General features: G+C 70.0%; 19 protein-coding genes. 7 read left to right on the top strand and 12 right to left on the bottom strand.

Annotation, left to right across the window (positions count from 1 at the left end):
- Positions 1 to 14: 14 nt before the first annotated feature.
- Positions 15 to 518, top strand: a complete 504-nt coding sequence (locus AB0L91_RS18825; protein WP_357347239.1) for a MarR family winged helix-turn-helix transcriptional regulator — start codon at positions 15 to 17, stop codon at positions 516 to 518.
- A gap of 22 nt (positions 519 to 540) precedes the next feature.
- Here AB0L91_RS18825 and AB0L91_RS18820 read toward each other — a convergent pair whose 3' ends face one another.
- From AB0L91_RS18820 to AB0L91_RS18795, 6 genes are all read right to left on the bottom strand, one after another.
- A complete protein-coding gene (locus tag AB0L91_RS18820; protein WP_365011609.1) occupies positions 541 to 2,121 on the bottom strand; it encodes a regulator in 1,581 nt (526 codons plus the stop codon).
- A gap of 15 nt (positions 2,122 to 2,136) precedes the next feature.
- Entirely contained in the window at positions 2,137 to 2,826 is a 690-nt protein-coding gene (locus AB0L91_RS18815) for an isochorismatase family cysteine hydrolase (RefSeq protein WP_365011608.1), read from the bottom strand.
- Positions 2,823 to 4,208, bottom strand: coding sequence for an allophanate hydrolase (locus tag AB0L91_RS18810; protein ID WP_365011607.1), 1,386 nt, complete (start codon positions 4,206 to 4,208; stop codon positions 2,823 to 2,825). The genes AB0L91_RS18815 and AB0L91_RS18810 overlap by 4 nt, the downstream gene beginning before the upstream one ends.
- Before the next feature lie 57 nt (positions 4,209 to 4,265).
- Positions 4,266 to 4,937, bottom strand: coding sequence for a GntR family transcriptional regulator (locus tag AB0L91_RS18805; protein WP_365011605.1), 672 nt, complete (start codon positions 4,935 to 4,937; stop codon positions 4,266 to 4,268).
- 41 nt (positions 4,938 to 4,978) lie between these two features.
- Positions 4,979 to 5,932, bottom strand: a complete 954-nt coding sequence (locus AB0L91_RS18800; protein ID WP_357347249.1) for a hypothetical protein — start codon at positions 5,930 to 5,932, stop codon at positions 4,979 to 4,981.
- 104 nt (positions 5,933 to 6,036) lie between these two features.
- Entirely contained in the window at positions 6,037 to 6,888 is an 852-nt protein-coding gene (locus AB0L91_RS18795) for an IclR family transcriptional regulator C-terminal domain-containing protein (protein ID WP_365011603.1), read from the bottom strand.
- Positions 6,889 to 7,056: 168 nt separating this feature from the next.
- Between AB0L91_RS18795 and cysD the strand changes: the two genes are divergently transcribed.
- Genes cysD through AB0L91_RS18770 form a run of 5 tightly spaced genes read left to right on the top strand, consistent with a single transcriptional unit; the run spans position 7,057 to position 12,962 of the window.
- Entirely contained in the window at positions 7,057 to 7,962 is a 906-nt protein-coding gene (gene cysD, locus AB0L91_RS18790; protein WP_357347253.1) for a sulfate adenylyltransferase subunit CysD, read from the top strand.
- Positions 7,962 to 9,815, top strand: coding sequence for an adenylyl-sulfate kinase (cysC, locus tag AB0L91_RS18785; protein ID WP_365011600.1), 1,854 nt, complete (start codon positions 7,962 to 7,964; stop codon positions 9,813 to 9,815). Before cysD ends, cysC begins: the two co-directional genes overlap by 1 nt.
- Positions 9,812 to 11,029: a hypothetical protein gene (locus tag AB0L91_RS18780; protein ID WP_357347255.1), complete on the top strand. Its 1,218-nt coding sequence runs from the start codon at positions 9,812 to 9,814 to the stop codon at positions 11,027 to 11,029. Before cysC ends, AB0L91_RS18780 begins: the two co-directional genes overlap by 4 nt.
- Positions 11,026 to 11,811 (top strand): SDR family oxidoreductase, encoded by a 786-nt coding sequence (locus AB0L91_RS18775; protein WP_365011599.1) that lies wholly within the window; start codon positions 11,026 to 11,028, stop codon positions 11,809 to 11,811. The genes AB0L91_RS18780 and AB0L91_RS18775 overlap by 4 nt, the downstream gene beginning before the upstream one ends.
- Positions 11,812 to 11,828: 17 nt before the next feature.
- Positions 11,829 to 12,962 (top strand): sulfotransferase, encoded by a 1,134-nt coding sequence (locus AB0L91_RS18770; protein ID WP_365011597.1) that lies wholly within the window; start codon positions 11,829 to 11,831, stop codon positions 12,960 to 12,962.
- Positions 12,963 to 12,979: 17 nt separating this feature from the next.
- On the opposite strand, the gene AB0L91_RS18765 is transcribed toward AB0L91_RS18770, so the two are convergent.
- From AB0L91_RS18765 to AB0L91_RS18745, 5 genes are all read right to left on the bottom strand, one after another.
- Positions 12,980 to 14,752, bottom strand: coding sequence for a TerD family protein (locus AB0L91_RS18765; RefSeq protein ID WP_365011595.1), 1,773 nt, complete (start codon positions 14,750 to 14,752; stop codon positions 12,980 to 12,982).
- A 177-nt stretch (positions 14,753 to 14,929) separates the two neighbouring features.
- Positions 14,930 to 15,925 (bottom strand): hypothetical protein, encoded by a 996-nt coding sequence (locus tag AB0L91_RS18760; RefSeq protein WP_365011593.1) that lies wholly within the window; start codon positions 15,923 to 15,925, stop codon positions 14,930 to 14,932.
- 217 nt (positions 15,926 to 16,142) lie between these two features.
- Positions 16,143 to 18,086, bottom strand: a complete 1,944-nt coding sequence (locus AB0L91_RS18755; protein ID WP_365011592.1) for an acetoacetate--CoA ligase — start codon at positions 18,084 to 18,086, stop codon at positions 16,143 to 16,145.
- On the bottom strand, positions 18,083 to 18,829 hold the full coding sequence (locus AB0L91_RS18750) for a 3-hydroxybutyrate dehydrogenase (protein ID WP_365011590.1): 747 nt from the start codon (positions 18,827 to 18,829) through the stop codon (positions 18,083 to 18,085). The genes AB0L91_RS18755 and AB0L91_RS18750 overlap by 4 nt, the downstream gene beginning before the upstream one ends.
- Positions 18,826 to 20,220 (bottom strand): MFS transporter, encoded by a 1,395-nt coding sequence (locus AB0L91_RS18745; protein ID WP_365011588.1) that lies wholly within the window; start codon positions 20,218 to 20,220, stop codon positions 18,826 to 18,828. Before AB0L91_RS18745 ends, AB0L91_RS18750 begins: the two co-directional genes overlap by 4 nt.
- 135 nt (positions 20,221 to 20,355) lie before the next feature.
- On the opposite strand from AB0L91_RS18745, the gene AB0L91_RS18740 reads away from it, so the two are divergent.
- Positions 20,356 to 21,300 carry a LysR family transcriptional regulator gene (locus AB0L91_RS18740; RefSeq protein ID WP_365011586.1) on the top strand — a complete coding sequence of 315 codons (945 nt, stop codon included), beginning with the start codon at positions 20,356 to 20,358 and terminating at the stop codon, positions 21,298 to 21,300.
- Here AB0L91_RS18740 and AB0L91_RS18735 read toward each other — a convergent pair.
- A complete protein-coding gene (locus tag AB0L91_RS18735) occupies positions 21,270 to 22,643 on the bottom strand; it encodes a TerD family protein (RefSeq protein WP_365011585.1) in 1,374 nt (457 codons plus the stop codon). The two genes, AB0L91_RS18740 and AB0L91_RS18735, sit on opposite strands and share 31 nt — an antisense overlap.
- Positions 22,644 to 22,647: the final 4 nt, after the last annotated feature.

The raw sequence follows: 22,647 nt of genomic DNA, 5'->3' as shown, positions 1-22,647 counted from the left end.
AGAGGAGACAACGCGTGGGCGAGGACAGCGTGAACACGGATCCGGCCGTCGACCGGGCGGGGCTCCAGACCGAGATCGCCCGGGATCTGCGAGCGCTGACCGCGATCTCCGAGCAGATCGGGCACGTCTTCGCACGCTCGAACAACTTGCGCCCGAATGATTTCCGCGCCCTGATGCATGTGGCGACCGCCGAGGCCGAGGGCGCGCCGGTGACCGCGGGTCAGCTCAGCAAGCTGATGGGCGTCTCCGCGCCCGCGGTCACCTATCTGGTGGAGCGGATGATCGAGTCCGGCCACCTCGAGCGGGTGCCCGATGCCACGGACCGGCGGCGCGTGCACCTCGGCTACACCGAGGACGGCATGGCCGTGGCGGCCGGCTTCTTCGGACCGCTCAGCGCCCGGACCCGTTCGGCGCTCGCGGACCTGCCCGACAGCGATCTGGCGGCCGCCCACCGGGTGCTGGTCGGGGTGACGGCCGCGCTGCGCGAGTTCTACGCCGACCTGCCCGAACCCGGATAGACCGGCACCGCGGACGCGTCGATCAGGTCTCGTCGACCGTCGGCTCGGCCGCCGCCGAGGTCGAGGGCAGTACCGAATAGGCCAGGCAGACGATCGCGAAGAAGGCGTACCCGAGAGCCACCTGCGGCGCGGCCGCCCACTCGACCGCGTGCGCGTGGATCAACCCGATCCAGCTCAGTGCCGCGCCGATGAGCGCGGCGAGTCCCGCTGCGCGGAACCGTTTGTCGAGGATGAACGTGACGATCGCGCCGAGGACGAGACCGGCCAGCACCGCGCCGGAGCCGAACGTCTTCAGCCCGTCGTACACCACGCCGGCCTGGCCCAGCGCCGCCGACCCGACCTTGTCGGCCGAGGTGCCCGCCGCCGACAGCGCGTTGTCGATCTGGGTCACCGCCCACTCCGCGAGGTTGGGCAGCAGGGCCGCGACCACCGCCACCGCGTGCAGCCGTGGGACGGCCTGGAACGCTTGAGCGCCGATCAGTAGGCCGATGTAGAGCAGGATCGGCACGATCGCCGGAATCGGCAGCACCGTCGCCAGCACGCCGAACAGGCCGAGCAGACACATGACGCCGATGGTCAGCCCACTGGCCAGCGAGTACCCGGTGCGCCCACCGGCGTCCTTCCAGCCGGGATGGCCGATGTAGACCGCGGGCGGGAACGGTGAGCCGAAACCGGCCCCGATGACCGCGCCGAACCCGTCGGCGAGCAGGACGCTGCGCAGGTTGTAGTTGTCCCCCGCGGCCGCGGCACTCTCGACATTGCTCATCGCCTCGGTGAAGTTGTAGATGCCGAGGGGAATGGCGGTGGCCAGCAGCGGTGCCAGATTGCCGAGTCCGTCGAACAGCAGATCCAGGCGCAGATCCGGCAGGCCCAGCGCGATATCGCTCGCCGCCTGCGCCACGTCCGGTGCGGACAGATAGCCGCCGATCCAGCCGATCGCCGTACCCACCAGCAGCGCCACCAGTCCGACGGGGATATTGCCCGGCAGTTTCACATCGGTGAAGAAGCCGATCAGGATGATGGCCAGCACCGGCAGGCCGATCCAGGCCGCCTCCCACATCTGCGCGGCGGGCCGCATGGCGATGAAGGTGATCGAGATACCGGCCAGCGTGCCGAGCATGGCGGCGCGCGGGGTGACGCGGCGGATGTAGGGCCCGACGAAGGCGCCGATCATCACGATGACGCCGATCATGAAGGCCCAGGCCAGCCCGGCGGCCCACGCCTGCAAGGGATCTCCGGTCTTCAGATAGATCGGCAGCATCACCACGAACACGACGATGAACATGTGCGGCACGCTCGGCCCGTACGGCAGCGCGGTGACATCGCTGCGATTCTCCCGCCGGGCCAGCCGCCGCGCGAGGACCATGTAGTAGAGGTTGCCGAGGACCAGCGCGACCCCGAGCGCCGGCAACACGGTGCCGAGCACGTCGCCACTCGGGATCCGCACCACGGCGATGGTGAGCGTGGTGAGGGTCAAGACGTTGACGAGGATGTTGAACGCCAGGCCGAAGAAGGCGTTGGTGTCACCGCGCGTCCACCACGGAAGGACCAGGGGCGCAGGGGGTTCGGGAGCTTTGCTGGTGGTGGTCGTGTCGACGGACATGGGTGTTCCTGTTCGCTAGGCCGTGACGGGGGAAGCGGTGGTGGTTGTCAGCGCGCCGACCACGGCGGCCGAGTCGGCGACCCATCCGAAGATCCCGCCCTGGGCGGCGATCATCGCCAGCCCGACGCGCTGGAACTCGGGGAAATAGGAGCCGACACAGTCGGCGACGACCAGGCACTCGTAGCCGCGGTCGTTGGCCTCGCGGACGGTGGTGTGCACGCACACCTCCGTGGTGACCCCGGTGACCAGCAGCGAGGTGATCGCGAGCCGGTCCAGCACCGCGCCGAGCTCGGTCGCGTAGAACGCGCCCTTGCCCGGCTTGTCGATCACCACCTCCCCCTCGATGGGCGCGAGCTCGTCGACGATGTCGTGCCCGTACTCGCCGCGGATCAGGATGCGGCCGAACGCGCCGGGATCGCCGATGCGCTGGGCGGGGTTGCCCCGTCGCAGTTTCGCGGGTGGACAGTCCGAGAGATCCGGCAGATGACCTTCCCTGGTGTGGATCACCGGCACGCCCGACGCACGCGCGGCGGCGATCAGCCCGGCCAGCGGGTCGATGACCGCTCGTAACAGCGAGACATCGTTGCCCAGGCTCTCGCCGAAGCCGCCGGGGAGCAGGAAGTCGCGCTGCATGTCGATCACGAGCAGCGCGGTCGTGGCCGGGTCGAAGGGGAACGGCGCCGGGGTGGCGGGGATCTCGGTCATCGGTGGTCCTCGAGAACGGTGGAGCGGGACGGGGTGACGGCGCGCGGTTCGTCGAGCAGGCGGGCGGCGGCCGCGAGGACGGTGTCGTCGGCGAGGGCGGGCCCGAACACCATGAGCGAGACGGGCCTGCCGTCGCGGGTGGTGCCCGCGGGCACGGCGACCGCGGTGAGGTCGAGCAGGTTGCCGAAGTGGGTGTAGTGCCCGAGGACGGTGTTGGTCGCGATCGGGTCGGCCAGGACCTCGTCGACGGTGAAGGTGGTGCCGATGGTCGGGACGACCATCACGTCGAAGTCCGCCCACAGCAGGCCGACCCGGGCGCGCAGCTCCTGCAATCGCTGCTGGGCGCGGAACACGTCGACCGCGGTGAAGCGCTGTCCGCCGGTGAGGATCTCGCGGATCACCGGCAGCAGCGAGTCGGGCCGCTCGGCGAGGAAGCTCTCGAACTCGACGAGCCGTTCGGCGACCCACGGGCCCTGGTAGAGCAGGGACCCGGCGTCCAGGAACGGCGTGAGCGTGGTCGCCACGCAGTCGAAACCGGAGCGCGGCAGGCGATCCCGGGCCGCGAGGTGGGCGACGCGCATGGCGTCGTCGCCGAAGAAGTCGAGGTCGGTCTCGGCGGGCAGGCCGACCCGGATCGGCGTGCCGCGATAGCGCGGTCCACGGGCCCGGGTCCACGGGTCGTCGTGGTCGACCCCGGCGATGATGTCGAAGACCAGGTCGAGGTCCTCGATCGTGGTGCCCATCAGGGTCAGGCAGTCCAGCGACTTGCAGGCGGGCACCAACCCCACGGTGCTGATCAGCCCGCGCGACGGCTTCCAGCCGACGATCCCGTTGAGGGCGGCGGGCACCCGGCCCGAGCCCGCGGTGTCGGTGGCGACACAGAACGGCACCTGCCCGAGCGCGACCGCCAGCGCCGATCCGGAGCTCGAGCCGCCGGAGATCAGGTCGCCGCCGAAGACGCTGCGCGGCATCGGATACGGCGTCCTGGTGCCGTTGAGGCCGGTCGCGAATTGGTCGAGATTGGTCTTGCCGACGAACAGCGCGCCCGCGTCGAGCAGCCGCTGCACGGCGGGGGCGGTCCTGGTCGCGGTGTAGGCGTAGTCCGGGCAGGCCAGCGTGGTCGGGTACCCGGCGACATCGATGCTGTCCTTCACCCCGAACGGGACGCCGTACAACGGCAGCGCCCGCGCCCCCGGCCTACGCTCGATCTCCGCCGCGGCGGCGAGCAACGCGGCCCGCGGCACCGGGGTGATCCAGGTGCCGTCGTCGCCGCGGGCCGTGATCGCGTCGGCGACCCGCGCGGCGGTTCTGGCCGGCGAACCGTTGCCGTCCTGGTGCTGGGCGAGGATTTCCGCGACCGTGGGGCCTGCCGAACCGATCATGTTGTCGATTGTCGACAAAATGTGTGACGGCCGGAGGCGCCGTCTGTATCGGATGTGTTAGCAGATACCGAGTTTCAGGTATGTTTGCTCGCCGTGCTGCCGCAGGGCGGCCTCGGCGACGGCCGGGTCGTTCGAGGCGACCGCGGCCAAGAGCTCGCGGTGTCTGCGCACACCGTCGCGGCGGGCGGCGACCTCGGTCTCCTCGCGCAGGTTGCGCGCCATCGCCAGTTGCAGTTTCACCAGGATCTGGCCGTACACCAGATCGAGCTGCCGATTGCCCGCCAGCGCCACGATCTCGGCGTGGAAGCGGCGATGCGCGTCGTCGCGGGCGACCCAGTCGCCGCGCCGGTCGGCGTCGGTCAGCTCGTCGAGTGCGGAGCGCACGCCCCCGAGCCCGCGGTCCAGATCGGGGTGGGGCAGCGCGGTGGACAGCGCGTGGCGCTCCAATGCCCTTCGCACCTCGAACAATTGGACGATGTCGGCCGCCGACCACACCATCACCCGGTAGCCCCGCCGCGGCAGGTGCTCGATCAAGCCCTGCTCGGCCAGGCGCCGCAGGGCCTCGCGGACCGGCGCGCGGCTGATGCCCAGCCGCGCGCACAGCGCCTCCTCCCCCACCCGCACGCCCGGGGCCAGCGCGCCACTGAGCACCTCGGCCCGCACGTGCCGCGCCGTCATCTCCACCAGACTCGCCGGTAGCACAGTCGAATCGGATGCCGCTGCCGTCATAGCTCGAGTCTACGAACACCGCGGCCGGACGGCCCCGGCCGCTAGACCAGGCGCAGGCTGGTGATCAGCTTCTTGGCCTCCTCGGCGCTCATCTCCCCGCTGGTATTGCGGTCGACGAGGATGGTCAGCACGAGCAGGGTGCCCGCCGCGTTGCGGAAGGCGAAGGTGTAGACCGAGTAGGCGTTGGCGGTGCAACCGGACAGCTGGGGCTTCCATGGTCCCGTGCTCTCCACGAACTGGCCCGCGACTCCGCTCTGCGTGGTCAGCGAGGTCGGCGTGGTGAGCTTGCCACCACTGGGATCCGAATAGCCGCCCGCCGCGGCGATTTTCGCGACCGTCTTCGCGGCGGCGGCCGGATCGGACTCGGTGGTCGCGGTGACGGCGGCCATGGCGCGATACGCCGAGCCCGGGCAGTACTTCTCGCCCTCGGTCGACTGGCCACGACCGTCGATGGAGCCGTTCGCCGTGCTGAAGCTCATCGTGTCGTAGGAGGGGGCGACCGCCCAGGCCGACGGCACGTCGTAGGCGACGCGGTAGGTGGGGATGAGCACGCCCTTCGCTCCCGGCGTCACCGGGGCGGTGGTCGTGCCCGACAGCGATCCGGTGGGCACCGGCGCCGAGGTGACCGACGACGAGGACGCGGTGGTGGTGTCGTCGGAGGAACGGGTGCCGAGCACGACGGCCACGATGCCGACGGCCACAATCAGCACCGCCACGACCACCACGGCGATGATCACGCCCGCGCCACCACCGCCACCGCGCCGCGGCGGGCCCGGAGCGGGCTGTGGCGCATAGCCGTACGGCTGCTGACCGTACGGCGCCTGCCCGTACCCCGGCTGCGGCGCGCCGTACTGGGGCGGCGGATACGCGCCCTGCTGCGGTTGCGGGTAGCCGTAGGGCTGCGGTGGCGCGGGCTGCGCGTACGGTTCCGGACCGGTCTGTGGCGGCTGCCCCAGTCCCGGTGCTTCCCACCAGCGATCGCTGTCGTCCGCCACGTCGAGTCCTCTCTCACACCTGCCGCGACCATCCCGCTGGTACGGCCGGGTTCTCCCCGCCAGCCTAATGGCGAACGGTCGGCCGCGGTGGTCCGGACGGCGGGTCAGGCGGGGTGGATCGCGTGCGCGCTGATCTGTTCCGCCGCAGCGACAGTGGCCGCGCCGAGCGCGCTCACGGCAGCGGCCGACAGGCGGGCGTCGGGACAGCTGACCACCGCCGCCACCACCGCGCCGCTCGCGTCGCGCACGGGCGCGGCAAGGGTGACGACCGCGTTCTCCCGGCCGAGTTCGTCGGGCAGGTAGTCGATGGTGATCAGTTCGGTGATGACCGAGCCGAGCTGGGCGCGCAGCGCGGCGGTGATCGGCGTATCGCGCAGGCCGGCGAGCACCTCGAGCATCGGCGTCGAGTCGTCGACCAGGCGTTCGACGGAGTAGCCGCGCTGCCGGATCTCGGCGAGCACGCGCGTCAGGCGGTCGCGATGGGCCGGGTCGGCGGCCGCGAGCCACGCCCGCCGGACGGGTTCGGGCGCCCAGGCGACGAACTCCCGGCAGACCGGCGGCGCGAGCGGGAGCCTGCGGCCCGCGCGGATCCACCCGGCGGACGGGTCGCCCACCACCTCGGTGACCACGATGCTCTCGCCGTCGCGTTCGGCCAGGAACACCGGGTCGCCGGTGTGTTCGCACAGCGCGCGCAGGTGCGGCGCCGCGGTCCGGCGTAGGGGAAACGCCGCTTCGGCGCGCCGGGCGACGGTGAGCAGACGCAGGCCGATGCCGTAGCACCCGTCGTCGTCGCGGACGGTCCAGCCGTCGGCGGTGAGCTGGGTGAGCACGGCGTGCGCGGTGGCCCTGGACAGCCCGGCCTCCCGGACGATGCGCGCGAGCGACAACCGGTCCGCCGGATGCCGGGACAGCAGCTCGAGCACCTTCACGACGCGTTGCGTCGGAGGCGAGGCCACGCCTGGCTCCGCCACCTCACGCACGGATTCCGGGGTCACCTCTTGACCGGCGCGCTCGGCCCGGCTTATCGTCGGTGTCACAATATCGAACAATAGCGTCGAGTATTCGACAACGCAACCCGGCGGGGAGATTCCCCCGGCGGAGCACACAACGAAGTGGGTGAACGAGTGCAGACGGGGTACGAGCTGTCGCATCTGGCGGCCTTGGAGGCCGAGTCGGTGCATATCTTCCGGGAGGTGGCGGCGACCTTCGAGCGACCGGGGCTGCTGTTCTCCGGTGGCAAGGACTCGGCGGTGCTGTTGCACCTGGCGCGTCGTGCCTTCTGGCCGGCGCCGCTGCCGTTCCCGCTGTTGCATGTCGACACCGGGCACAATTTCGACGAGGTCATCGAGTTCCGCGACCGGACCGCCGAGCGCACTGGGGCGCGCCTGCTGGTGGCGTCGGTGCAGGACGACATCGACGCGGGCCGCGCGGTCGAGCGCCCCGGCGGCACCCGCAATCCGCTGCAGACCACCACCCTGCTGCGGGCGATCGGCGAACATCGCTTCGACGCCGTGTTCGGCGGGGCGCGCCGCGACGAGGAGAAGGCGCGGGCCAAGGAGCGGGTGTTCAGCTTCCGCAACCGCTTCGGGGAATGGGACCCGCGCGCACAGCGGCCCGAGGTGTGGAACCTCTACAACGGGCGGCACCAGCAGGGCGAACACATCCGGGTGTTCCCGCTGTCGAACTGGACCGAGCTCGATATCTGGGAGTACATCGATCGCGAAGAGGTCGAGCTGCCCACGCTGTACTACGCGCACCGGCGCCGTGTCGTCGAGCGCGACGGAATGCTGCTGTCGGCGGGCCGATTCATCACCCCGCAACCGGGTGAGCGCACCTTCGACGCCACCGTCCGCTTCCGGACCGTGGGCGACGCCACCTGCACCGGCTGTGTCGAGAGCGAGGCCGACACCGCGGCGAAGGTGATCGCCGAGACCGCCGCCACCCGGCTCACCGAGCGCGGCGCCACCCGCGCCGACGACCGGATCTCCGAGACCGGCATGGAAGACCGCAAGCGAGAGGGCTACTTCTGATGAGTCGCAACCTGTTACGCCTGGCGACCGCGGGCAGCGTCGACGACGGCAAGTCGACCCTCATCGGCAGGCTGCTCTACGACTCCAAGTCGCTGTTCGACGACCAGTTGGCCGCGATCGAACGGGTCAGCACCGAACGTGGCGGCGACGCGGCCGATCTCGCCCTGGTGACCGACGGGCTGCGCGCCGAGCGCGAGCAGGGCATCACCATCGACGTCGCCTACCGCTACGTGACGACGCCGCGGCGCAAATTCGTCATCGCCGACACCCCCGGCCACGTCCAGTACACCCGCAACATGGTGACCGGCGCGTCCACCGCCGATCTGGCGCTGATCCTGGTCGACGCCCGCGCCGGGGTGTCCGAGCAGACCCGCAGGCATGCCTTTCTGGCCACGCTGCTCGGGGTTCCGCACCTGGTGGTGTGTGTGAACAAGATGGATCTGGTCGACTGGTCGCAGGACCGGTTCGAGGAGATCCGGGCCGAATTCGCCGCGTTCGCTGCGAAATTGACGGTCGGCGACCTCAGCTTCGTGCCGGTCTCGGCGCTGCTCGGGGACAATGTCGTCGAGGGTTCCGAGCACATGGACTGGTACCCGGGTCCGCCGCTGCTGCGCCACCTCGAGGACGTGCACATCGCCTCGGACCGCAATCTCATCGACGCGCGGTTGCCGATCCAGTACGTCATCCGGGCCCAGCAGGGTCTCGATCACCGCAGCTACGCGGGCACCGTCGCGGGCGGCATCTTCAAGCCGGGCGACGAAGTGGTGGTGCTGCCCGCCGGGCACACCTCCCGGGTACGCGAGATCTGGGGCCCCGGCGGCAGCAAGGTCGACGAAGCGTTCACCGGCATGGCGATCTCGCTGACCCTCGACGACGAGATCGACATCGGCCGTGGCGATCTCCTGGCCAGGCCGGGCAATCGCCCGCAGCAGGGCGCCGACCTGGACGCGATGGTGTGCTGGTTCTCCGAGACCACGCAGCTGCGCGCGGGTGGCCGGTATCTGGTGCGCACCGCCGCGCAGACTTCCCCCGCCGAGGTGACCGCCATCGACTACCAGCTCGATGTCAACACCTTGCACCGGCTCGAAGACGTGGACGCGTTGTCGCTCAACGACATCGCCCGGGTGCGACTGCGCAGCCGTCAGCCGCTGCTGTTCGATCCGTACCGGGAGAACCGCCGCACCGGCAGTTTCATCCTGATCGACCCCGTCACCGATCAGACGGTCGCCGCGGGCATGGTCACCGGACGCGACACCGGTGCGCATGCCGCGCCTGCGACGGTGGTCTGGCATCGCTCGGCGGTCGGCCGGGACGATCGCGCACACGCCGGTGCCACGGTCTGGCTGACCGGGCTGTCCGGTTCCGGGAAGTCGACCATCGCCGTCGAGGTGGAGCGTCAACTGGTCGACGCCGGGCGGGCCGCCTATCTGCTCGACGGCGACAATCTGCGGCACGGACTCAACGCGGGCCTCGGCTTCTCCGCGGCCGACCGGGACGAGAACGTGCGCCGAGTCGCCGAGGTCGCCGCCCTGTTCGCCGACTCCGGCGCGATCGCGATCGTGTCGGTGATCAGCCCGTTCGCCGCGCAGCGGGCCAGGGCGCGCACCACCCACGACGAGCGCGAGCTGCCGTTCCACGAGGTGTTCGTCGACACGCCACTGCCGGAATGCGAGCGCCGCGACCCCAAGGGCCTCTATGCGAAGGCCCGCGCGGGTGAGCTGCCCGGTTTCACCGGCATCAGCTCCCCCTACGAGCGACCCACCGACGCCGATCTCGTCATCACCCCCGATCTCGGCACCCCCGCCGAGATCGCCGCCCATATCCTCCGAGAGCTAGGAATCGCAGACCGTTGACCCATTCCAGCACCGCCACCGAAGCCGGGAGCACCGCGCCACCGGAGCCGTTGACCGCGCCGTTCACCGCCGCGGTCGCCCAGGCCGAGAAGCTCATCGCCGGCGCCGAATTCGTGCGCAGTGACGCCGACCTGGCCGAGGGCTACGACTATCTCGCGGCGAGCGTCGCCGCCTGCCTGCGCCTGTCCGGGGCGCACGGCACCAGCCATCCGTACTTCGTGTCCTCGACCGGGCCCTACGCCAAGATGGGCCTGGACAATCCGGACACCCTCTACTACCACGCGAACATCGAGCCGGACGCCGAGTATGTGGTGAGCGGTGTGCGCGGCAGCACCGTCGACCTCAGTTTCCAAGTGCTCAAGGGCGATTACACCGCGACCGAGGTGCCCGGCGGCGAGGACGCCTTCGACGACCGCCGGATCCCGATCGCCGACGACGGCAGCTTCTCGATCCGCTTCGGCCCCGCCAAGCCGGACGCCGGACCGGGCTACTTCGCGCTCGGTGACGGCGCGTCGATGCTGGCGGTGCGCGAGGTCTACAGCGACTGGACCGAGCGCAAGGGCTCGATCCGGATCGAGCGCGTCGACACCATCGGCACCGCGCCCGTCGAGCCGGATCTGGCCCGGATGCGCAAGCGCTACGGCGCCGCGGCCAAGATGCTGCTGACCCGGGTGCACACCTGGTTCAACTTCCCGAAGTGGTTCTACCTCGACCTGCCGGTGAACACGCTCACCGCGCCCCGGCTCACCCCGGGCGGTCTGAGCACCCAGTACTCCTCGGTCGGCCATTTCGATCTGGCCGACGATCAGGCGCTGGTGATCACCGTGCCGAAATCCGATGCGCCGTATCAGGGTTTCCAGCTGGGCAGCCTCTGGTACATCTCGCTCGACTACGTCAACCACCAGACCAGCCTCAATCACGCCCAGGCCCAGGTGGATCCGGACGGCATGATCCGGATGGTGGTGAGCAAGCGGGATCCCGGCATCACCAACTGGATCGAGACCACCGGCCGCACCAGGGGCATTCTGCAGTTCCGCTGGCAGCGCACCGATCGGCCGATGACCGAGGCCGACGGCCCGACGGTCACCGTCGTCCCCGTCGCCGAGATCGCCGAGCACCTTCCCCATTTCGACCACAACACGATCGACGCCGCCGGCCGGCGCGACCGGATCGCCGCCCGGCAGCGGGCGTTCGCAGAGAGGATGCTCGGATGAGCGGGGCACTGTTGGATGGAAAGGTCGTCGTCGTCTCCGGGGTCGGTCCCGGACTCGGACGCTCGATCTGCCTGGAGGCGGCGGCCGCGGGCGCCACGGTGGTGCTGGCGGCGCGCACCGAATCGCGGCTGCTGGAGGTGGCCGCGGAGATCGAGGCCGCGGGCGGCGCCACGCTCAGCGTGCCGACCGACATCACCGACGAGGCCGCGGTCGCGAACCTGGTCTCGCGCACCGTCGAGACGTTCGGCCGGGTCGACGCGCTGGTGAACAACGCGTTCTCGGTGCCGTCGATGAAACCGCTCGACCGCACCGATTTCGATCACATTCGCTCCAGTCTCGACATGACGGTGCTGGGCGGCCTGCGGATGACGCAGGCGTTCGCACCCGCCCTCGCCGAGGCCAAAGGCGCTGTGGTGATGATCAATTCGATGGTGGTGCGGCATTCCGAACCGCGCTACGGCAGCTACAAGCTGACCAAGGCGGCCCTGCTGGCCATGTCGCAGACCCTGGCCACCGAACTCGGCGGCAAGGGCGTGCGGGTCAACAGCGTGCTGCCCGGCTACATCTGGACCGACCAGCTGAAGTGGTACTTCGGGCAGGTCGCCGAGAAGTACGGCATCACCGTCGAGCAGGTGTACGAGCAGACCGCGTCGAAGTCCGACCTGAAGCGACTGCCCGAACCCGAGGAGATCGCCCGCGCCGTGGTGTTTCTCGCGTCCGACTGGTCCTCGGCGATCACCGGCCAGACCCTCGACGTCAACTGCGGCGAATACCACAACTGAGCAAGGAGTTCCCTTCGATGACCGTGCGCACCGATGTCGGCACCGTGGCCGACCTGCACGCCTCAGCCACCAAACTCACCGGTCTCACCGATTTCGGGGCCGACGACTACACCGAGGCGTTGCAGGTGCTGCTCGACTCGTACCGTGACGAGGCCGGGCTCACCGAACTCGGCAGCAAGATGTCGCGGTTCTTCCTGCGCGGCACCCTGGTCGCCCGCGCGCTGAGCGAGGCCGCCTGGGCGGCCAACCCCGGCTATGTCGACACTCCGGTCACCCGGCCGATCTTCGTCACCGGCCTGCCCCGCACCGGCACCACCGCGCTGCACCGGCTGCTGGCGGCCGATCCGGCCAATCAGGGGCTGGAGATGTGGCTGACCGACTTCCCGCAGCCGCGTCCGCCGCGGGAGACCTGGTCGCAGAATCCGGCCTACCAGCAGATCGACGCGGGCCTGCGTCAGCATCAGGTGCAGAACCCGGAGTTCATGGGTCTGCACTACATGAGTGCCTCGGATGTGGAGGAATGCTGGCAGCTGCTGCGACAGTCGGGCACCTCGCATTCCTACGAATGCCTGGCCTATGTGCCGAGCTACGCGCAGTGGCTGGCGGGGCAGGACTGGACCCCCGCCTACGCGCGGCATCGCCGTAATCTGCAGCTGATCGGCATGAACGACAGCAGGCGCTGGGTACTCAAGAACCCCAGTCACCTGTTCTGTCTGGACGCGCTGCTTGCCGTCTACCCGGACGCGATCGTCATCCAGACCCACCGCGACCCGGCCACCATCATCCCGTCGGTGTGCAGCCTCAACGAACACGCCACCCGCGGCTGGTCGACCGTCTTCACCGGGGAGACCATCGGGCGCACCCAGCTCGATCTGTGGGCGCGCGGCCTCGCCGAATTCACCGCCGCCCGCGCCCGCCACACCGACGCCACCTTCATCGACGTCGACTTCGACGATCTGCGCGCCGACCCGTTCGGCGTCGTCGACCGCATCTACACCCGGATCGGCACCGATTTCACCGAGGAGGCCCGCACCGCCATCACCGCCCTCGACACCGAGAGCCGCACCGGCGACCGCAAACCCACCCACCACTACTCCCTCGCCGACTACGGCCTCACCGAGGACATGGTCGCCGAACGCTTCGGCAGCTGAGCGAGATCACCGATGAGCTACCCGACCTCGACCCCGTACCCTCGGGCCATCGTGGCGAGGTCGGACTCATAGCCCTGCCCGACGGCGCGAAACCGCCAGGTCTCGCCCCGTAGATACAACTCGGCGAGCAGCAGGGTCCGTTCGACCGTGGCCGCGTCCAGGGTCGAACGGATCACCGCGCTTGCTTCGAGGCCTGCGGCGAGTTCGATCTCGATGGCGCCGACATCGCCGAAGGTCACCCCGGGTGCGTCGAGAGCGGCCGCGAAGACGACGCGCACGCAGTGCTCGGGGAGGTCGTCCAGTGAAACGGCGATCGATTGCTCGGTCGGGCCCTCCTGCGCGAGCCTGGCGCTCTCGGTGGTCGGCTGGTTGTAGAACACGAAATCGTCGGAACTGCCGACCTTCTCCTCTGCGTCGACGAGAAAGGCCACGAGGTCCACGGCGGCGGTACCGAGCTGGTTCCAGGTGGCACGCAACGTCCAGGAGTCCGATTCGATCGGCAGATCGATCACCTGGCCCCGGGCCAGGACGGTCGGCTCGGGTGCCGTCGGGACTTCGGGCGGATGCTCGGATTCCGCCGTAGGCGACCGCGTGAGCAATTCCGGTCCGTGCAGGGCCAGCCCGAGGTCGGTGGCTTTCCGCACCCGGCGATCCGCGTCGCCTCCCGGCAGAAGCAGCAGATCCGTCACGGTCGCCGATAGATTGACAGCCGCGGATCCCCCGAGCCCCACGACCCGGGCCCTGGTGTGCGCCGCTTGCTCGTGGGTACCGCCGAGAACCAGTACGCGGTGCCCGGACAGCGGCCCCGTCGGCACCGAGGTTCGCCGCCGCGACGGGGGCTGATCTGCCGGGGTGGTCCTGGGTTGCCCTGGTTCGATCGTCGCCAGCATCGCGACGAAGCGCGGCTCGTCCATGACCGGGGTCGCGTGCTGGATCGCTTTGCGCGCCTTGCCCGTCCCAGATTCCGGCGCGTTGGTGACGAGCACGCTCGTGCGTCCGCTCACCGCACCGGTCACGTCGAGCCCGGCCGCCTCGGCGCGCGTCACCAGTTCTTCACGGTCGATCCGGGTGTCGCCGCTGAACGCGACCTTCATGCCCTGTCGCAGTGGCGCGTCGGGCTCCCACCGCCCCGGGTAGGCGTAGGCACACTGCGGCTTCGGGCCGCTCCGCTCGATCGGCCAGTTCGCGGCGCGATCATCTGCGGTCGGCTCGCAGGACAGCAGGGGCGGCGCGATGCCGAGGCGGGCCGCGTCGGCCACCAATGCTCGCAGAACGTTCACCAGAACCCGGGTGTCGTCGAGCGCGTCGTGCGCGTTCTGTTGCGGTACACCGTAATAGCCGGCCAAGGTCGCCAACTTGTAGTCCGGTGTCGGGACCGCGACGCGGCGCGCCAGTGCCAGGGTGCACAACCGACGGCGGACTGGAAGCACTCCGCCTGCCCGGTCGAACTCACTCGCCAGGAATCCGAAGTCGAACAGCGCGTTGTGTGCCACCAGGACCCGTCCGGTCAGCAGCGACGACAGTTGCTCGCGCACATGCGCGAACCGCGGTGAGCCACGCAGGACTTCGGCGGTGAGCCCGTGCACGTGCACCGGACCGGGGTCGCACTCGGGATCGAGCAGCGTGTGGAACTCGCGCGTTACCTGTCCGGCGCTGTCCAAGGTCAGCGCGGCGACGGACAGGACCCGGTGCCTGCTCGGTTGGAGGCCCGAGGTCTCGACGTCGACCACGGTGAACTCGCCGAATCCCGCTGCCTGCTGGTGCACACCGACCTGTGTCATCCCCTGCATGAGCATCGCATCGTAGCCGAGTTCGGAAATGTTGCAGTAGAACTCGACTCCGGCTGTGCCACACGATGTCTCCTTGCTTTGTGAGCACCACGCGCAGGGCGGTCGGCACCGGGTTCCCGCTCAGCCGATCACCGCTCAGCCGGTCAGCTGGTCGCCGGTCAGCCAGTAAGCGCTCCCCTACGTGCGCGGGCCGAAGAATTCGGCGCGGGCGGCGTCGATGCGGGCTTGGGCTTGGGCGGCGCCTTGGAAGCTCACCGCAGCGGATCCGCCGCCGGCGAGGCCCAGTGCGAGGAGGCCGCCGATCACGGAGAGTAGGTCCGGCTCGGGGAGGGTGTCGGTGTCGCTGGTTGGTCTGACGTCGTGCGCGGGAATAGGCCCGCCGCCCGGTGCCTGTGCGGCGGGTGGGGTACCCGGTCCGCTGGGCGCCGGGGCTGCGGGTGACTCCGCGCCGGGGGCAGATCCGGCGGGTGCCTCGGCGCCAGGGGCAGATCCTGGTCCGCCGCCGGGTGGGCTTCCCGGTGCCGTGCCTCCCGGTTCGGCAGGCCCCGGGTCGGAGGCGTCCGGTGCGGGTGGTGCCGGTGGAGGTGGTGCATCGGGGGCCGGGTTCGCGGGGGCGGGCTCTTCGGCGGGAGCTTCCGGCGGGGGTTCGTTGCCCGGGTTCGGGGTGTTGCCCTGGTTGCCGCCGCCGTTGCCTTGATTGCCGTTGCCGCTGCCGGGGTTCTGATTGCCGTTGTTGCCCTGGTTCCCGTTGTTGCCCTGGTTTCCGTTCCCGTTGCCCTGGTTTCCGTTCCCGTTGCCCTGGTTTCCGTTCCCGTTGCCCTGGTTTCCGTTCCCGTTGCCCTGGTTGCCGTTGCCGCTGCCGGGGTTCTGATTGCCGTTGTTGCCCTGATTACCGTTGTTGCCCTGGTTGCCGTTCCCGTTGCCTTGATTACCGTTGCCACTACCCGGGTTGGAATTCCCGTTGCCGCCTTTGTTGCCACCGCCGTTGCCGTGGTCGCCCGGACCGGCAACCAGCCAGGCACCGTCGCTTCGCGCGGGTCGCTCCGCGCCGGGAACCCCCGCGATGCTGATCCCACCGCGGGTGGCGAGGGCCGGTTCAGCGCCCGCGACCCCGCCGTATCCGAGCAGGCCGAGGACTCCCGCGGTCCCCGCCACCACGACTGTTCGTCTCATCCGACCGACCGTCACGCGCCTGCCGTCCTGTCCTCGCTGGTCCAACCCCACACCATTGCGGTCGGCGCCAGCTACCCGCACGTTACTTCCCGCCTCGCCACCATGGCCCGGAGGGCCGTGGCGCACGCCCTCGGACCAGGCCTGATCCGACGCGCCGGTTGTTCGCGCGGGCTCCCGCCGATCGTCGCACGGATCGGCGGCGAGCCCGCCACCGGGCTCAGTGCCGGATCTGGGCGTACCAGTCGAGGAGGGCCGGGTGGTCGACGGTGCTCGGGTCGAGGACCTGCGCGGGATCAGCCCCCTGCAGGATGCGTTTGACGGGGACCTCCAGCTTCTTGCCGGTTCTGGTGCGCGGGACGCCAGGGGCGGCGATGATGTCGTCGGGGACGTGCCGGGGCGAGACGTCGGTCCGGATAATGCCGGCGATCCGGGTCCGCAACGCCTCGGAGAGGACCGCACCGTGCGGGAGCACGACGAACAGGGGCATCCAGTAGCCGCCGTCGGGTTGTTCGGCACCGATGACCAGGGAGTCGACGATCTCGGGCAGCCGCTCGACGGCCTGGTAGATGTCGGCACTGCCCATCCGGATGCCGTGCCGGTTCAGGGTGGAGTCCGAGCGGCCGTGCACGACGACGCTGTCGCGCTCGGTCACGGTGATCCAGTCACCGTGCCGCCAGACACCGGGATAGGTGTCGAAATACGCGGCGCGGTACCGGGATCCGTCGGGATCGTTCCAGAACCGGATCGGCATCGACGGCATCGGCACGGTGACGACGAGCTCACCGACGGCGGCGCGCACGGATCGGCCTGCCCCGTCCCACGCCGCCAGCGCGACACCGAGGTAGGGGGCGGACAGCTCGCCCGGCCACACCGGCACCGTGCGGGCACCACCGGCGAAGGCCGACACGATGTCGGTGCCTCCGCTGATCGAGGACACCGGAACGTGGTCGCCCACGTTGTCCCGCAACCACAGCGACGACGACGCGGGCAGTGCCGAACCGGTGACGCCGACGAGCCGCAACGCGGACAGGTCGTGGTCGCGCCGAGGCACCGACTCCGCCTTGGCGCACGCCAGGACATACCCGGGGCTGGTTCCGAGCACGGTGGCCCGAACCCGAGCGGCGATGGCCCACAGCGCATCCGGTGCGGGCGCGGTCGGGCTGCCCGGGTAGCAGACGATGGTCGCGCCGACCAGCAGACCGGCGACCTGGTAGTTCCACATCATCCAGCTCGGGCTGGTGTACCAGAAGAAGGTGTCGTCGCGGCCGAGATCGGACTGCAGCGCCAGCGCTTTGAGATGTTCGAGCAGCACCCCGCCGTGGCCGTGCACGATGCCTTTGGGCAGCCCCGTGGTACCGGAGGAGTACAGCACCCACAGGGGGTGGTCGAAGGCGACCTGCTCGGTGGCAGGCACGCTGTCCGCCGCTGCGGTCACCACGTCCCAGTCGAGCGCACCGTCGACCGTGTCACCGAGCCGGGACACCAGCACGGTCGCCCGCAGACCCGGCAGCGCGGCACGCAGTGCCGAGATCTCCGCGAGTTTCCGGTGTTCCTTGCCGCCGAAGCGGTATCCGTCGCAGGTCACCAGCACTGCTGGGTCGAGCTGCCCCAGCCGGTCCAGGGCCGCCGTCGCCGTGTAGTCCTGCCCGCACGCACTCCAGATGGCGCCGATGCTCGCGGTCGCCAGGAACGCGATCACCGCCTCGGCGATGTTCGGCAGGTAGCCGACTACTCGATCGCCGGGCCCTACGCCGAGTTCGCGTAGAGTAGCCGTGAATCCGGCTGTCCGGCTGAGCATCTCGGCCCAGGACAGCTCGGTCACCGCCCCGGTCTCGTCGACCGAGACGATCGCGGGCCGATCCGTGCGCGCCTGCCGGACCACCTGATCGACGTAGTTCACTCGGGTACCCGGAAACCACTGCGCCCCGGGCATTCCGGTGTCGGCCAGGATCTCCGTCGCCCGCTCCCCCAGGTCGAAGTAGTCCCAGATCGCGCCCCAGAACCCCGCCAGGTCGTCGACCGACCACTGCCACAGGGACCGATAGTCCGAGACCTCGACCCGGTGCCGGGCGGCCACGAAGCGCGCGAAGTCGGTGATCCGCGCCTGTTCGATATCCGGAGAGCCCGGCACCCACTGCGGCGCCACCGTCACACTCGTCATCGCGCGCTCCACCCGCCGTCCATCACATACGACGAGCCGGTGACCATGCCCGCGTGGTCGGAGGCCAGCCACCCGACCAGCGCCGCCACCTCCTCGGGCTCGATCAGCCGCTTGATCGCGCTCTCGGTCAGCAGCACCTTCTCCACCACCTCCTGCTCGGGAATGCCGTGCGCTACGGCCTGTTCCGCGATCTGCTTGTCCACCAGCGGTGTTCGCACATAGCCAGGGTTCACGCAATTGCTGGTGACGCCGTGCGGGCCGCCCTCGAGGGCGGTCACCTTCGACAGTCCTTCCAGCGCGTGCTTGGCCGTCACATAGGCCACCTTGAACGGCGAGGCCCGCAGGCCGTGCACCGAGGACACATTGATCACGCGGCCGAAACCCTGGGCGTACATGTGCGGCAGCGCGGCCCGGATCAGCAGGAACGGCGCCTCCACCATGAGTGTCTGGATCAGCCGGAACCGGGCGGGCGGGAAATCCTCGAGCGGGCTGACGGTCTGCACACCGGCGTTGTTGACCAGGATGTCCACCGACAGCGACAGTTCCGCGAGCGCGTCGACGTCGAGCAGATCGACCGCCCAGGCGTGGCCACCGATCTCGGCGGCCACGGTCTTGGCACCCAGCTCGTTCACGTCGGCGACGGTCACCTCGGCGCCGCGCGCGGCCAGCTCGTGCGCGCACGCCACGCCGATCCCGCCCGCCGCGCCGGTGACCAGGGCCTTGCGTCCGATCAGGTCGCTCATGCCGGAACGACCTTGGTCGGCACCGGCGCCGGCGCGGTCACCGTCTCGGCGGCATCCGCGACGTCGAGGGACTCGAGGTCGATGCCCTTGGTCTCCCTGGCGCACAGCACCGCGATCACCGTGATCGCCGCCGCCACCGCCAGGTACACCGCGATCGGGACCGACGAGCCGTAGGAGTCGAGCAGCTTGACCGCGATGATCGGCGCGAGCGAACCCGCCACGATCGAGGTGACCTGATAGCCCAGGGACACACCGGAATAGCGCATCCGGGTCGGGAACATCTCCGCCATGATGGCGGGCTGACCGGCGTACATGAGGCCGTGGAAGACCAGTCCGATGATGATCGCGGTCAGGATCAGCAGGCTGTGACCGGAGTCCATCAGCGGGAAGGCGAAGAAGCCCCACGTCGCGGCGGCGAGGGCGCCGACCAGATACACGGGCCGACGGCCGAACCGGTCACCGAGGTGGCCCGCCAGCGGGATCACCATCATGTGCACGGCGTGCGCGGCCAGCAACCACCACAGGATCGTCGTCGTGTCGGCGTGCACGTGCACCTTCAGGTAGGTGATCGAGAAGGTGACGACCAGGTAGTACATGATGTTCTCGCCGAACCGCAGGCCCATGGCCGTGAAGACGCCGCGCGGGTACCGCCGCAGCACCTCGAACACACTGAACGAGGTGGCCTTGGCGTGCTCCATCTGCCGCTGCGCCTCGACGAAGATCGGGGCGTCGGTGACCTTGGTGCGCACGTAGTAGCCGACCAGCACGACCACCGCCGACAGCCAGAAGGCCACGCGCCAGCCCCAGCTCAGGAAGGCGGCATCGGACAGCGTCGAGGTCAGCACGAGGAGCACGACCGTGGCGAGCAGATTGCCCGCGGGCACACCGGCCTGCGGCCAGCTCGACCAGAACGCCCGGCTGCGGCTGGGGCTGTGTTCGGCCACCAGCAGGACCGCGCCACCCCATTCCCCGCCGATCGCGAAGCCCTGGATGAAGCGCAGGGTCACCAGCAGCGCCGGTGCCCAGTAGCCGATCTGGGTGAAGGTGGGCAGACAGCCCATCAGGAAGGTCGCGCCGCCGACCAGGACCAGGCTCAGCTGCAGCAGCTGCTTGCGGCCGTAGCGGTCACCGAAGTAGCCGAAGACGATGCCGCCGAGCGGGCGCGCGGCGAAGCCGACCGCGTAGGTGACGAAGGCGGCCAGAATCGCGTCCAGATCACTGGTGCCCTTGGCGAAGAACACCTTGCTGAAGACGAGGGTGGCGGCGGTGCCGTAGAGGAAGAATTCGTACCATTCGACGACGGTGCCTGCCATCGAGGCGGCTACGACTCGGCGCAGACCGCTCGGGGCGCGGTTCTCACCGGCCACCGGGGTCGCATTGCGGACGCTCATCACTGCTCCTTGGTGATCGAGACCACCTCACGCCAGGAATGTGATGTGGCCCACTAGCAATGCGAAGAGTATTCGTGCAGATCGAATCCGGTCGCAATGGCCAAGTTCGCACCCGTAATCTGCGAAGATGCAGAAATGAGCGCTACCTCGTCTGATCCGGGTCGGCGTCCGAGCGCCGATGACCTGCTGGTTCTGCTGGCGGTCGGCCGATCGGGCCGCTATGTCACCGCCGCCGAGGAACTCGGCATCAACCACACGACGATCTCGCGGCGGATCGCGGCGCTCGAGCGCGCGGTCGGCGGCCGGGTGCTGACCCGGGTCACCGGCGGGTGGGAGCTGACCGAGCTCGGGCGCTCGGCGCTGGCCGCCGCGGAGACCATCGAGACCGCGGTGCGCTCACTGGGCACGGCGGACGGGGAGCGGGAACTCGAAGGGGTGGTGCGGCTCTCGGCCACCGACGGATTCAGCGCCTATCTCGCCGCCCCCGCCGCCGCACGGGTACAGCGCACGCATCCGAGGGTGGCGGTCGACATCGTCGCCACCACCCGGCGCGCGTCCACCCAGCGCAGCGGACTCGACATCGAAGTGGTGGTCGGGCAGCCCCAGGTCCATCGCGCCGAGGCGATCCGGCTGGGCGACTACAGCCTCGGTCTCTACGCCGCGCGCGACTACCTCGCCGAACACGGCACCCCGGCAGCCGTCGCGGAGCTGCGCCACTATCCGCTGGTGTACTTCATCGAGTCGATCCTGCAGGTCGACGATCTCGACCTGGCCACCGATTTCGCGCCCGACATGCGCCGATCCGTGTCGTCCACCAACGTTTTCGTGCACGTCGAGGCCACCAGGGCCGCGGCCGGGATCGGCCTGCTGCCGTGCTTCATGGCCGACCGGCACGACGATCTCGTCCGGGTGCTCGGAGCGCACGTGCGGGTGCAGCTCACCTACTGGCTCGTCATCCGCTCCGAAACGCTGCGGCGGCCCGAGGTGGCCGCCGTCGTCGACGCGCTGCGTGCCACCGTCGAGGAACGGCGCGCGGAACTCCTCGGTGCTCAGCGTGGGTCGGGGCAGCGGCCCGCGTAGTGGGTGAGGCCGAGGCCGTTGCTGCTCTTGCTGCGCCCGACCGGGCCGTTCTTGGCCGACCGCAGCCAGGTGCCCCTGGTGTCGAGGACGGGCATCCGTTCGCTGAACGCGCGGCTGTAGCGGGTGGTGCCGTCGACGGTGAGGATGCCGTCGCGGACATCGATGTGGGCGACGGTGGCCCAGAACGAGTTCTTGCCGTTGCCGATGACGACGGTGATCTGATCGGCGTCGGGGCCGGGTAGCCCGTCGCGACCGGCACGGCCGTAGCGGACGCGCACGCGTGGCTTGCCGAAGGTGTCGATCGCGCCGGCGCCGTTGTCGACGGATTGGTACACGTTGAGCAGCAGGTCGCCGTTCTCGGTGGGCCGCACGATCACCTGCTCGGTGGCGGGCAGGTTCTTCGCGCCGGGACCGCGGCTGTCGCCCTGATGGTGGATGAACGGCCACACGGCCAGGTCGCCCTGGTGGCCCTTCTCGCCGCTGATCACGACGTAGTCGCCGGTGATCTCGTTGCGGCAGAAGAAGTACACGTCCAGGTCGCCTTTGCCGAACTTCGTCACGCGGCCGCTCGGGTCGTACTGCGCACCGCGGCCGTCCCATTCGAGGCCGACCGTGAGGACGTAGCCCGGGTCGCCCTTGCGCAGATCGATGCTGGCGCGCCGATCGGGCGAGTCCTTGGTGAGCACGACGTCGACCTTGCGAAGGTCGATCGCCGGAGGGCTCGGCGGCGCCGGAGGGCTCGGCGGCGCCGGACGCGGTTGCGGCACGGCGGGCTTCGGTGCACCAGCGAGCTGGGCCGGGGCGCCGGCGGGCGCGACGGCCTCGGCCGGTTCCTCGTCGTCCACCACGATCCCGTGCTCGGTCGCGAACGCCGCCAGCCCGGCGCTGTACCCCTGCCCGATCGCGTCGAGGCGCCACCCGCTCCCCCGCCGATACAGCGCCACCGCTTGCAGCACCGTCTCCGAATCCAGTCCCGGCGGAACGAAATTCAGCGCCTGCCCGGTTCCGGCGACCGCCACCCGCAGCCCACTGACCTCCCCGAACCGCAAGCCCTGGGCCTCGGTGCTCGCGGCGATCACCACCCGCTCGATCTCGGGCGGGACGGCCGCGAGATCCACCGACACCACGGCATCGGATTCCAGGCGCACGCCGGGCGCCGACGGATTGTTGAAGAACACGAAATCGGCGTCGGAGCGGACCCGGCCCGCCGCGGTCACCAGCACCGCCGACACGTCGACCGCGCCGGTCGGACCGTCCAGATCGATGCGCACCGTGTAGCGCCCGTCGACCAGATCGGTCTTGGACCCCTTGGACACCTCGACCACCGTCGCGCTTCCCGTCATGACG

Source organism: Nocardia sp. NPDC051833, from assembly GCF_040681225.1.
GTDB lineage: Bacteria > Actinomycetota > Actinomycetes > Mycobacteriales > Mycobacteriaceae > Nocardia.
This window is presented reverse-complemented; position numbering and strand designations above follow the sequence as displayed.

Bases quoted from the DNA above. Each gene is read 5' to 3' on its own strand.
- cysC (WP_365011600.1), top strand. From the start codon at position 7,962: ATGAGTCGCAACCTGTTACGCCTGGCGACCGCGGGCAGCGTCGACGAC.
- AB0L91_RS18750 (WP_365011590.1), bottom strand. From the start codon at position 18,829: ATGAGCGACCTGATCGGACGCAAGGCCCTGGTCACCGGCGCGGCGGGC.
- AB0L91_RS18765 (WP_365011595.1), bottom strand. From the start codon at position 14,752: ATGCAGGGGATGACACAGGTCGGTGTGCACCAGCAGGCAGCGGGATTC.
- AB0L91_RS18760 (WP_365011593.1), bottom strand. From the start codon at position 15,925: ATGAGACGAACAGTCGTGGTGGCGGGGACCGCGGGAGTCCTCGGCCTG.
- AB0L91_RS18745 (WP_365011588.1), bottom strand. From the start codon at position 20,220: ATGAGCGTCCGCAATGCGACCCCGGTGGCCGGTGAGAACCGCGCCCCG.
- AB0L91_RS18810 (WP_365011607.1), bottom strand. From the start codon at position 4,208: ATGATCGGTTCGGCAGGCCCCACGGTCGCGGAAATCCTCGCCCAGCAC.
- AB0L91_RS18735 (WP_365011585.1), bottom strand. From the start codon at position 22,643: ATGACGGGAAGCGCGACGGTGGTCGAGGTGTCCAAGGGGTCCAAGACC.
- AB0L91_RS18820 (WP_365011609.1), bottom strand. From the start codon at position 2,121: ATGTCCGTCGACACGACCACCACCAGCAAAGCTCCCGAACCCCCTGCG.
- AB0L91_RS18805 (WP_365011605.1), bottom strand. From the start codon at position 4,937: ATGACGGCAGCGGCATCCGATTCGACTGTGCTACCGGCGAGTCTGGTG.
- AB0L91_RS18770 (WP_365011597.1), top strand. From the start codon at position 11,829: ATGACCGTGCGCACCGATGTCGGCACCGTGGCCGACCTGCACGCCTCA.
- AB0L91_RS18775 (WP_365011599.1), top strand. From the start codon at position 11,026: ATGAGCGGGGCACTGTTGGATGGAAAGGTCGTCGTCGTCTCCGGGGTC.
- AB0L91_RS18740 (WP_365011586.1), top strand. From the start codon at position 20,356: ATGAGCGCTACCTCGTCTGATCCGGGTCGGCGTCCGAGCGCCGATGAC.
- AB0L91_RS18755 (WP_365011592.1), bottom strand. From the start codon at position 18,086: ATGACGAGTGTGACGGTGGCGCCGCAGTGGGTGCCGGGCTCTCCGGAT.
- AB0L91_RS18815 (WP_365011608.1), bottom strand. From the start codon at position 2,826: ATGACCGAGATCCCCGCCACCCCGGCGCCGTTCCCCTTCGACCCGGCC.